Origin of the sequence: Bacteroides caecigallinarum, assembly GCF_016901995.1 — a bacterium.
In the GTDB taxonomy this organism is placed as follows: Bacteria; Bacteroidota; Bacteroidia; order Bacteroidales; family Bacteroidaceae; genus Phocaeicola; species Phocaeicola cellulolyticus.
Window position 1 is genome coordinate 1 of the sequence record NZ_JACJLE010000076.1, and the last position, 11938, is coordinate 11938.

Here is an 11938-nt window from a genome sequence, read left to right on the forward strand (position 1 = left end):
TTCATGAGTGCTAATCTTTCTTTTGTCAAAACACTCGGTTTTATATCAATTTTAGTATAAACCTGTCCTACTCTATGTGTAGGACGCTTAATATTTACGTATGAAAAAGATTCAGAATTATATAGGTCTGTTTTTGCTGGTATGGACAATAGTCGGCTGTACTGACGAAAATATGTTTGGCGATGACGGCGGTTTTCGCGTAATAGGTAATTTGGATACTCCGTCAAGAACAGAATATGAAGTTGGAGATGGTAAGGTGACAGTTACATGGGCGGCAGATGATGCAATCGGACTGTTTACTGATACACAGACATCACTGCTGGAATACAAAGCAACTTCTTCAGGCAAACAAGTCAGTTTCGCTCCTGCCGGACAACGTCTTAATCAGCAGGAAGGAAAGGAAGTCTATGCGTTTTATCCATATAAACAGACAACAATTGACTATCCTAAGATGCAGCTTCCGAAGTTGAATCAGGAATATTCCGAAGGTCTTCCGTCTGCCAAATGCGATTTGATGTATGCCAAAGGTCAAATTGCCGGAGACGAACTGGTCTTGAACTTCAAGCATCTGTTTGCTTTCATTAAATTAAATATCAAAACTGAACTCCTGAAAGGAAGTTATGGAATTTTAGTAGAATCTTTGGAGCCTATTATGTATGTTGATAATGATGTGGATGTAACTCCATATTTTGATTTTAAGAAAGAGAAGATTGTAACAGAGAAAAGAGACTATGTGTGGTACAATGTTCCTTCTGACGTGATTGAAACCAAGGATACTATAACCTGTTATATAGCAGTTCTTCCAACCACAGAGGACAATTATCTCACATTCTATAAATTTGATGCCAACGGGACGGGTGACGGCCTTTTGGAAAAGAAAGCGCCTGTGGGTGGTTTCCAGGCCGGCCATGTTTACGATTTGACATTAGGTGAAGTAGATTATGATCCTGATAAGGTTGAACGGGAAGAGCGTGAGGCATTGATTGCCTTTTATAATGCTACAGGAGGTCCGCAGTGGACAAACAATACCAACTGGTGTAGTGACAAGTCTTTGTCGGAATGGTATGGTATAAGCATGTCCGGTGAATATGTAGAAGGAATAAATCTAATTGATAATAACCTGACAGGAAATATTCCTGCTGAGATAGAGAAACTGCGTCATCTGAAGAGGTTATATTTGGGCTATAACAATATGTCGGGTGAATTGACGGAATCGATTTCTAAGCTTTGTGGATTGGTAAATCTGGATTTGTCCAATAATAATTTCGAGGGAACACTTCCAGAATCATATGCCGGACTGATGGATGTATTGGAAGCTTTCAATCTGGGCTATAATAATTTTACAGGACGTCTTCCGGATGCAGTGGTGAATCATCCGAACTGGAAAAACTTATGGGTAGGCTGTATAACCGGAGGATTTGATATATCAGGAGTTGTTCTTCCTGCCCCGGATTTTGTGGTACAAGATATAGATGGAAACACAATCTCATCGGATATTGAATATACGAAAAACAAGCTTACAGCTATTGTTCATTGGAGTTATACATGTCCTTTTTCAAATGATTATATAGAGAACTATCTGAAACCTTTGTATGAACAATACAGGAATATCGGATTTGAAATTATAGGATATTGTCTTGACACAAAGGATGAGATACAGAAATATGTAAACGAACATCAGGTAAAATGGAGGAATTTTGAAATGCAGACAATCCGTGGATTTCAGATTCCAGGCTTCTTTACAAAACTTACTCCTACGATTTTTGTCGTTGATCAAAACAAAGAGGTGATACTCCAGAGCTTGACGCAAAATCGTAATGAAATAACAAATATATTGTCAGAACGTTTGGGAGATGTAGATTTATATACTTCTACGGACTATTCGCGAGACGGTGAAGTGAAGACATTGCAGACTGCCACCAGAGGAAAAGGAATAAATCTGGTATTCATGGGTGAGGCATTTGTTGATAAAGACATGGGCGACGACGGATTATATGAGCAGGTAATGAAACAGGCTATGGATCAGTATTTTGCCTATGAACCGCTAAAATCGTTTAGAGACCGTTTCAATGTATATAGTGTGAAGGTTGTATCTCCGAATGCTGAATTCTATCCTAATGCTGTGCATAGGATAAATGAGGATGACAATGTTTGTTTCGAATATGCTAAAAAGGTGCCGGGCTTGGAGAATGCTCCATACCAGATGGTTTCAGTAATATACAATAAAGGATGTTCAGGTCGGAGTTATACCACTATGTATTTAGATGACGGAACGTACGTAGGATATATGATGGATGGTGTAAACGATGTCCTGAACCATGAAGTTTGCGGTCACGGATTGGGCAGGTTGATGGATGAATATGTGGAAGGAGGTTATGAGAATCAGACGTTGCCTGATGCAGGGCGCATAGAGTTGGATAATATGTGGAACAATTATGGATGGGGCGCCAATGTTGACTGGCGAAATAGCACAGAAGAAGTAAAATGGGCACATTTCTTGGATGATATGCGTTATGCCGGTGAAAGTCTGGGACTTTACGAAGGTTCTTATTTGTATGGCAAAGGAGCTTACAGACCTACAGAAAACAGCATGATGCGTTATAATGACTCTCCGTTTAACGCGCCAAGTCGTGAAAGACTGTATCAGGTAATAATGAAACTTTCCGAAGGCGATAGTTGGGTATATGATTTCGAGGACTTTGCCGCTTATGATGAAATAAACAGAAACTATTCAGTTTCGCGTGCTTTGAGTGCACCATCTTCTCAGAATGTTCGTGAGGACTGGGAAAAACGTCATCGTGTGCCTGTAGTGAAAAGAGGCGGATGGAAAGACGCAAGGTGATATTCTTATCATTTGAATATATGTAATTATTTTTAGAGAGTGATTGAAGTACTGGGTTGGATTGCAGATCCTTTTCTAAAGGCTTTAGTCACTCTTTTTTTTATTTTTCCCAGTTGCGATTGGTTACTATACCATAAGCTTTGCACTTGTTGAGTTTTAATTATTTTAAAATTATGATTATGGAAAACATTGAAAATACAGGACTTCAAAGATTTATCGAAGCACAAAACGATAGTTATGACCAGGCTTTGAAAGAGATAAGAAACGGCAGGAAATTGACGCACTGGATATGGTATATCTTCCCGCAGATAAAAGGTCTTGGTTTCAGCTATAATTCAGAGTACTATGGAATTACCTCCTTGCAGGAAGCCAGAGATTATCTTGAAAATGAATTGCTCCGTAAAAGGCTTTTCGAGATAACAGAAAGTCTGCTTATGCATAAAGGAAAAGACATCGAAAGCATTATGGGAGATATTGATGCTTTGAAACTTAAATCAAGCATGACGCTGTTCGATGCAGTGCAGCCGGGTAGCATATTCGGCGAAGTGCTCGACGAGTTTTATGGAGGGGAGAGGTGTAGGAGGACGTTGGAAAAGATACGTTGATATATAGGTGGTTCTAATAATAAAGAATGATACCAATTAGGATTTATGGATAAGAAGGAAATAAAAGAAATAATAGGCAGTAATCTGCCTTCTGGTCTTGGTTTCAGTTTCTTTGATGATAGACTTGAAATTCTATTGAATAGTAAGTCAGTATTCGGAAATATGCAGGATGATTCATCAGCATTCGAGGGATGGATATTGTGCATAAAATCAGAATTGGAGAATAAAGGATATCAGGTAAAAAAAGTAAACATAAAGTTTTGTGACAGCTTTCAGATGGGTGACTCTCCAAAAGAGAAGCAATTCTGTTACCGTCTGTTTAAATGTAGCCTGAATTATGGCTGGAAGATACCGGAAGATGCAATGATAATGGCAAATGTATCTTCACTGGATGGAGCGGTATTGACATGTCCGAAAAATGATGCAGCAAGCATCGAAGTGGCACAGAACGCGGAAGCCAGACTGGAACGCATATACATCGAAGCTCAAAAGAAGAAAGGAAAGGTTATAAACCAACAGTTGCCCATAGGGCTTTTTAAAGACAAGGTGGCCGACGTTAACAGATTGACTCTGACTTTCAATGGCCGATTCTGTTTTGAACCGAACAGCAAGGATTACAGGGGAGTGGAAACGTTGAAGAAAAGCATCGGAAAGATAAAACATCTGGAAGGAGTGTTTCTTACAGATACTCTTCATCCGTTGATTTCTGAAAATAAGAAAAAGCTTGCCGATGCAATGGCGTTTGTTTCCGGAACTGTAAACGTATCATTTACGTTTGAGAAAAACACTGATGATATATCGGACTATAGCGATTATATGGGAAGGTAGTGCGAGAATCATGAAATTTTTCTTGATGAGAAAATGAATTATTGGATAAGGGCGTGTATCGTTTGGTTAATCCTCATTTGATAGTAGAAACTATTGCTAAGGATGATAAATATGGGGAATTGGTGAGGTATTTAAGGGTACGCTATAGTTGAGGGTAATAAAGGGTTACTTTCATTAAGCTTTTGAGACATAAAAAATCCCCCGTTAAAGGACGAGGGAACCTAATGTTTTCACAACGGAATAATCCTTATTGTGAATTGCTTCAAATCATATTGCAAATGTAAAGAAAAAAATATATGTTCAAAATGATTTTAAGTAAAATTATATTATATTTGTTGCAAAACATATATAATATTTACCATGAAAAAGATTTTAGGACTTGATTTGGGAACCAACAGTATAGGTTGGGCAGTTATAAATAAAGCGGAAAACGAAGGTAAAGATGTCCTGTGCGGTATTGAGGCTGCTGGTAGTAGAATTATACCTATGGACGCAACTATTATGGGGGATTTTGAAAAGGGTAATAGTGTTTCTCAAACAAAAGATCGCAGGGAACATAGAAGTACAAGGCGTTTGTACGAAAGAGGTAAATTAAGACGCGAAAGGTTGAATAGAGTTTTGTCTGTAATGGGGTTTTTGCCTGATCATTATGTTTCTCAACTAGACAGATATGGAAAGTTTCTTTCCAATACAGAACCTAAACTGGCATGGGTCAGAAATGCTGACTGCAAATATCATTTTCTTTTTATGGATTCCTTTTCAGAAATGCTTCAGGAGTTTAAAACAAATAGTCCACAATATATTTCTGAAGAATCTAAAGTTCCATACGATTGGACTTTGTATTATCTTCGAAAGAAAGCCTTGACTCACAAGGTTACTAAAGAAGAACTTGCTTGGATTCTGCTTAATTTTAATCAGAAAAGAGGGTATTTCCAACTTAGAGATGAAAGTGAAGAGGAAAAGAAGCCAAGTAAGATCAGGCAGTATTTTGAACATCAGAAGGTGGTAGATATTATAGATACAAACGAAGTTTATAAGGGCTTGAAAGTTCTTATCGTAATATTGGCAAATGGTATCTCAGGCAAAATCTTTAAAAAGGAAATACCTGATTGGATTGGTGTTGAGAAAGATATTATTGTTAAAGTAGATATTGATAAGGATGGTAAAGATAAGTTTAATGAAGATGGTTCTTTGTCGTGCAGATTCAATATACCTACCGAAGCTGAATGGGATACAGAATGGGAACTTATAAAGCAAAAGACACAAAACGACCTTGATGCATCAGGAAAGACAGTAGGTGAGTACATTTTCGATACACTGCTGCGTAATCCGGAGCAGAAGATACGTGGAAAACTTGTACGTACTATAGAAAGAAGATATTATAAAGAAGAAATCAACGCAATACTTAAAAAACAGAAAGAGTTTCATCCTGAGTTAAGTGATAGAGCTCTTTATGAGAAATGTGTTGAAGAATTATATCCCAACAATCCAGCACATAGGAACATGATGCTGATACATGATTTGTCTTATTTCCTTGTAAATGATATATTATTTTACCAGAGACCTTTAAAGAGTAAAAAATCTTTGATAGATGAATGTCCTTATGAATCACACTTATATATTGATAAAAAATCAGGTGAAAGGAAACCGGTAGCAGTGAAGTGTATAGCCAAATCCCATCCTCTATATCAGGAGTTCAGGCTTTGGCAGTTTATTTCAAATCTTCGTATATACCAAAAGACAAAAGAGGTAGGTAATTCTCTCAAAGTAGATGTAGATGTAACAAATGAGTTCCTTAAAGGTGAGAATGATTATGTAGAATTATTTGATTGGCTTAATACTAAGAAGGAAATAAAACAGGAAGACTTTTTGAAGTATAAGCCATTCGGATTTACTAAAAGCAATATAAACAATTACCGTTGGAATTATGTGGAAGATAAGATATATCCATGTAATAAAACTCATTATACAATCTTGAAAGGGCTTGAAAAGGCTGATATTACTTTTGATGAGTTTATAAGTCACGATTCATTAGCAGAAGAAAACTTGTGGCATATATTATATTCAGTGTCGAGTAAAGAAGAGTTAAAACATGCTTTGGAGTCATTTGCAGATAAACGCGGTTTGAGTATTAAGTTTATTGATGCTTTTATAAATACTCCTGCTTTCGAAAAATCGTATGGTGCATATTCTGCAAAGGCAATAAATAAACTTCTTCCTCTTATGCGTATGGGAAAATATTGGAAGGAGGAAAATATATGTGATTCTACACGTGAAAGAATAGATAAAATCATTACAGGAGAATATGACGAAAATATACGTGACAGAGTAAGAGAGAAATCTATCAATCTTACAGATATCACTTTGTTTAGAGGTTTGCCGCTATGGCTTGCGTGCTATGTGGTGTATGACCGTCATTCGGAAGCTGGAAATACAGAGCGGTGGACATCTCCTTCTGATATAGACCATTATATTAGAAAATTCAAGCAGCACTCATTGCGTAATCCTATAGTTGAACAGATTGTGCTTGAAACATTGCGAACAGTTAGGGATGTGTGGACTGAAGTAGGAGGGATAGATGAAATTCATGTGGAACTTGGCAGAGAAATGAAGAATCCATCAGACAAGAGGCGCAAAATGAGTCAGCAAATGCAGGAGAATGAAAATACGAACTTGCGTATAAAGGCTCTTTTGGCAGAGTTTATAAATCCGGAATTAGGTATTGAAAATGTTCGTCCTTATTCACCTTCACAACAGGATTTACTCCGCCTTTATGAAGAAGGAGCTTGGAACTCTCCTGAAATAGATGAAAAGCAAGTTGACGAAATGCTTGCCATATTGAAAAAGTTTAATGAAACAGACTCTAGTAAACGACCTACAAAGTCTGAGATTAAGCGTTACCGTCTGTGGCTTGAGCAGAAGTATAGATCTCCATATACAGGCACTCCTATACCATTGAGTAAACTCTTCACTACTGCCTACGAGATAGAACATGTCATACCAAGATCACGTTTTTTTGATGATTCACTGACAAATAAGGTTATTTGTGAATCAGAAGTCAATAAGCTGAAGGGTAATATGCTTGGTTATGAGTTTATAAAGAGTCATTATGGAGAAAAAGTACAACTATCATCAGGCTCTGAGGTACAAATATTTTCGGTAAATGATTATGAGAAGTTTGTTAAGGATCATTATTCAAAGAATAAAGCAAAAATGAAGAAACTTCTTATGGATGATATACCAGAAAAGTTCACAGAACGACAAATGAACGACAGCCGATATATAAGCAGATTAATCGTTTCTTTGCTTTCGAATATAGTAAGAGAAAAAGGCGAACAGGAATCAATTTCCAAGAATGTTTTGGTTTGTACTGGTGGAGTGACCGACCGCTTGAAGAATGATTGGGGTGTGAATGATGTATGGAACAAGATAATACTTCCGCGTTTCCAAAGAATGAATGAGATTACTGATAGCACCGATTATACTTCTGTAAATACCAGTGGACATATAATACCGGCAATGCCGTTTCATTTGCAAAAAGGATTTAACAAGAAACGTATAGACCATCGCCATCATGCTATGGATGCTATTGTGATAGCTTGTGCGGGACGAAATATAGTGAATTATCTTAATAATCTGTCTTCTAGGAGTAATGTAAGCCGTGATGACCTTCGTAATATATTGTGTGAAAGAGACAAATCAGACAGAAAAGAACGAATTATTAAGCCGTGGGATACATTTACTCAAGACGTTTATTCAGTATTATTAAATATAATTGTAAGTATAAAGCAGAATTTGAGAGTTATAAACAAAACTAAAAACATTTATCAGCGTAAGGAAGATGGTAAAGTTATAATATCAAAACAGGAGAATAACGTTAATTGGTGGGCTATAAGAAAACCTTTGCATAAGGAGACTGTAAGCGGTGAAGTCAACTTGAGAAAGGAGACTACAATAAGTTTGAAGGAGGCTATTGATAATCCTGCAATAATTATCGATAAGGATTTTAAGAAAAAATTGCGTGAACTAATTCTTATGGGGTACAATGAAAAACTTATAAAGAAGTATTTTGATGATAATAATGAAAGTTGGCAGGAAGTGAATCTGAAGAAGATTCCTGCATATTACTTTACTAAAGATACAAATGACAGGTATTTTGCCTCGCGTAGTCTGCTTGATGAGAACTTTGACAAAAAGAAGATAGAGAATAAAGTTACGGATACAGGTATTAGAACTATCTTGTTGAGACATCTTGAGGTAGAGGGGGGGGATTCTAAAGTCGCTTTTTCTCCTGAAGGTCTTGAGCGTATGAACAAAAATATTGAAATCTTGAATGGAGGGAAGAAACATAAGCCAATCTACAAGGTGAGAGAATATGAAAAGGCAGAAAAGTTTGCGGTAGGAAAGACAGGTAATAAAGCCTCAAAATTTGTTGAGGCAGCTAAAGGTACTAATTTGTTTTTTGCGGTTTATGATAATGGTAAGAAGCGTTCATTTGCCACAGTTCCATTAAATGAAGTAATTAGACTGCAAAAGGAAGGTTTGCCTTCTGCTCCTGCTAATGAAGAAGGTTTACTACCTAAGTTTGTTTTATCTCCCAATGATTTGGTGTATGTTCCTACGGAAGATGAATTGAGGAGTGGCTTGCTGCCGGAAAATCCTGCACCTGAAAGGATTTATAAGATGGTGAGTTGTACAGGATATCAATGCTTTTTTATTCATTTTAGTGTTTCTGGAGTGCTGTGTGATAAAAAAGAATTTTCAAGTCTAAATAAGATGGAGAGAGCCATATCTGGTGAAATGATTAAGGAAATATGCATTCCACTTAAAGTAAATCGTCTAGGTAAGATTATGTATAACTTGTAGTTAAAACTATATTAATTGTAATGCTTTATGATAAAGAAGACATTGTATTTTGGAAATCCTGCGTATTTGTCGTTAAGAAATGCGCAGCTGGTTATAAGACTTCCTGAAGTAGTAAATAGTAATTCTCTTCCAGACTCATTTAAGCATCAGTCCGAAATAACCAAGCCTATAGAAGATATAGGTGTGGTTATTTTGGATAACAAGCAAATAACCATAACAACAGGAGCTTTAGATGCTCTTTTGGAAAACAATTGTGCCATAATTACTTGTGATAGTAGAAGTATGCCTGTTGGTATGATGCTGCCACTTGAGGGAAATACCATTCAAAGTGAGCGATTTAGGAAACAGATTGATGCATCTATTCCATTGAAGAAACAATTATGGCAGCAGACCGTTCAGGCTAAGATATTGAATCAAGCATCAGTGTTATCAGTATGCAAAGGAGAAGAAATAAAATGTATGCAAGTATGGGCCAATAGTGTTAAAAGTGGTGATTCTGAAAATATTGAGGCAAGGGCTGCTGTTTATTATTGGAAATCGTTGTTTGCAGAGGTGGATGGTTTTACACGCGAAAGAGATGGTGTACCACCTAACAATCTTTTAAACTACGGTTATGCAATTTTAAGAGCTATTGTATCAAGAGCTTTAGTTTCAAGTGGATTACTCCCAACATTGGGCATACATCATCATAACAGATATAATGCATATTGTTTGGCGGATGATATAATGGAACCTTATAGACCGTATGTTGATCGTTTGGTGTACACTATTTATAAAAGAATATTTGATACTTGTGATGGTAAAAGTATTGAATTGAAGAAGGAAATAAAAACTTCATTATTGTCTATTCCTACTATGGAAGTAATTATTGGTGGAAAACGAAGTCCTTTGATGGTAGCAGTAGCTCAGACAACTTCTTCATTGTACAAATGTTTTGATGGAGAATTAAGGCGTATTCAGTATCCAATTATTCCAATTTAACGTATATGTAATATAAAACTTTTTTAGAGTTAATATTCTTTTATGGAACGATTTAGTGAATATAGGGTTATGTGGATACTCGTTTTTTTTGATTTGCCAACAGAAACAAAAAAAGAAAGAAAAGCAGCATCGGATTTTCGCAAACTTCTTCAGCGAGATGGGTTCACTATGTTTCAGTTTTCCATATATATACGTCATTGCGCAAGTAGTGAAAATGCAGATGTTCATATAAAAAGAGTTCAGTCATTTCTGCCTGATATGGGACAAGTAGGAATTCTTTGTATTACTGATAAACAATTTGCACAAATTAGGATTTTTTATGGAAAGAAAATTACAACTCCTAATGCTCCTGGACAACAGCTGGAATTATTTTAAAACAATATAACCAGCTTCTAGCGGGTTATATTGTTTTAAAGAACAGCATTTTTTTATTCCTAATAATGTTTCTAATAGGTTGAAACATAGGGTGTTGTGCGTATCCAGCTGTTCTTGTTAGCACAAAGATAATGATTTGAAAGCAATTCACAACCTCCTAATGCAAAATTTACTTTTGAAAGTGGCTGTTCTTGTTAGCACAAAGATAATGATTTGAAAGCAATTCACAACTAATGTATGTTGTTGTGCAACTTGTAAAAGCTGTTCTTGTTAGCACAAAGATAATGATTTGAAAGCAATTCACAACTCCGATAAGCAGAACATTTATCAGAAACGGGCTGTTCTTGTTAGCACAAAGATAATGATTTGAAAGCAATTCACAACCAGTTCTTATGTTATGTTCAGGCTTAACAGCTGTTCTTGTTAGCACAAAGATAATGATTTGAAAGCAATTCACAACACGTATAACATTTAATTGAAATAATTATGGCTGTTCTTGTTAGCACAAAGATAATGATTTGAAAGCAATTCACAACCACTTGTCTGCTGCTTGCTGATAACCAACTGCTGTTCTTGTTAGCACAAAGATAATGATTTGAAAGCAATTCACAACTACACTAACATTTAGTAATGAAGAGTTTCGCTGTTCTTGTTAGCACAAAGATAATGATTTGAAAGCAATTCACAACGGGAGTGGACGAAAAGGTATTGAACAGGATGCTGTTCTTGTTAGCACAAAGATAATGATTTGAAAGCAATTCACAACCATGTGTGCTGTCGGCTCTCTGTGTGTTCTGCTGTTCTTGTTAGCACAAAGATAATGATTTGAAAGCAATTCACAACAACGCACTTACAATTCATGTAAGCTTCTTGGCTGTTCTTGTTAGCACAAAGATAATGATTTGAAAGCAATTCACAACTGTATATATGTAAAAGATTGCTAGACGGCTGCTGTTCTTGTTAGCACAAAGATAATGATTTGAAAGCAATTCACAACGATTAAATGTAAATGTATCACCTGGACACAGCTGTTCTTGTTAGCACAAAGATAATGATTTGAAAGCAATTCACAACCTTTTCTGACAAATGTCCTGCTTATGTTTGCTGTTCTTGTTAGCACAAAGATAATGATTTGAAAGCAATTCACAACCTGGTTCAGGAAGTGGAGAAATTGATTTTAGCTGTTCTTGTTAGCACAAAGATAATGATTTGAAAGCAATTCACAACTTGAGCTTAGTTTCCCAATCTTACCGACTGCTGTTCTTGTTAGCACAAAGATAATGATTTGAAAGCAATTCACAACAATGATGGGACCGTAAATTTCTCATTATGGCTGTTCTTGTTAGCACAAAGATAATGATTTGAAAGCAATTCACAACACACGTGATCCTGATACTTCAACCAATGTCGCTGTTCTTGTTAGCACAAAGATAATGATTTG

At 36.2% G+C, this 11938-nt stretch carries 6 protein-coding genes and 1 CRISPR repeat array; all 6 genes read left to right on the forward strand.

The annotated features are described in order from the left end of the window. Positions 1-100 precede the first annotated feature (100 nt). The 6 genes from H6A61_RS14295 (at position 101) to cas2 (ending at position 10497) form a co-directional block, all read left to right on the forward strand. A complete protein-coding gene (locus H6A61_RS14295; RefSeq protein ID WP_204394540.1) occupies positions 101-2842 on the forward strand; it encodes a fimbrillin family protein in 2742 nt (913 codons plus the stop codon). A 179-nt stretch (positions 2843-3021) separates the two neighbouring features. Further along, positions 3022-3447: a DUF1810 domain-containing protein gene (locus H6A61_RS14300; protein WP_239469240.1), complete on the forward strand. Its 426-nt coding sequence runs from the start codon at positions 3022-3024 to the stop codon at positions 3445-3447. A 45-nt stretch (positions 3448-3492) separates the two neighbouring features. Further along, on the forward strand, positions 3493-4275 hold the full coding sequence (locus H6A61_RS14305) for a hypothetical protein (RefSeq protein ID WP_204394543.1): 783 nt from the start codon (positions 3493-3495) through the stop codon (positions 4273-4275). 360 nt (positions 4276-4635) lie between these two features. Beyond that, positions 4636-9141 carry a type II CRISPR RNA-guided endonuclease Cas9 gene (gene cas9, locus H6A61_RS14310; protein WP_204394545.1) on the forward strand — a complete coding sequence of 1502 codons (4506 nt, stop codon included), beginning with the start codon at positions 4636-4638 and terminating at the stop codon, positions 9139-9141. Between the two features lie 27 nt (positions 9142-9168). Then, positions 9169-10122 (forward strand): type II CRISPR-associated endonuclease Cas1, encoded by a 954-nt coding sequence (cas1, locus tag H6A61_RS14315; RefSeq protein ID WP_204394547.1) that lies wholly within the window; start codon positions 9169-9171, stop codon positions 10120-10122. Positions 10123-10164: 42 nt separating this feature from the next. Further along, a complete protein-coding gene (gene cas2 / locus H6A61_RS14320; protein ID WP_204394549.1) occupies positions 10165-10497 on the forward strand; it encodes a CRISPR-associated endonuclease Cas2 in 333 nt (110 codons plus the stop codon). Between the two features lie 107 nt (positions 10498-10604). Next, positions 10605-11876: a CRISPR direct-repeat array (repeat unit 47 nt; unit sequence GCTGTTCTTGTTAGCACAAAGATAATGATTTGAAAGCAATTCACAAC). The last annotated feature ends 62 nt before the right edge of the window (positions 11877-11938 follow it).

What these genes read in the sequence shown, in the direction of transcription:
- H6A61_RS14300 (WP_239469240.1), top strand. Translation starts at nt 3,022, where the DNA reads ATGGAAAACATTGAAAATACAGGACTTCAAAGATTTATCGAAGCACAA.
- H6A61_RS14305 (WP_204394543.1), top strand. Translation starts at nt 3,493, where the DNA reads ATGGATAAGAAGGAAATAAAAGAAATAATAGGCAGTAATCTGCCTTCT.
- H6A61_RS14295 (WP_204394540.1), top strand. Translation starts at nt 101, where the DNA reads ATGAAAAAGATTCAGAATTATATAGGTCTGTTTTTGCTGGTATGGACA.
- cas1 (WP_204394547.1), top strand. Translation starts at nt 9,169, where the DNA reads ATGATAAAGAAGACATTGTATTTTGGAAATCCTGCGTATTTGTCGTTA.
- cas9 (WP_204394545.1), top strand. Translation starts at nt 4,636, where the DNA reads ATGAAAAAGATTTTAGGACTTGATTTGGGAACCAACAGTATAGGTTGG.
- cas2 (WP_204394549.1), top strand. Translation starts at nt 10,165, where the DNA reads ATGGAACGATTTAGTGAATATAGGGTTATGTGGATACTCGTTTTTTTT.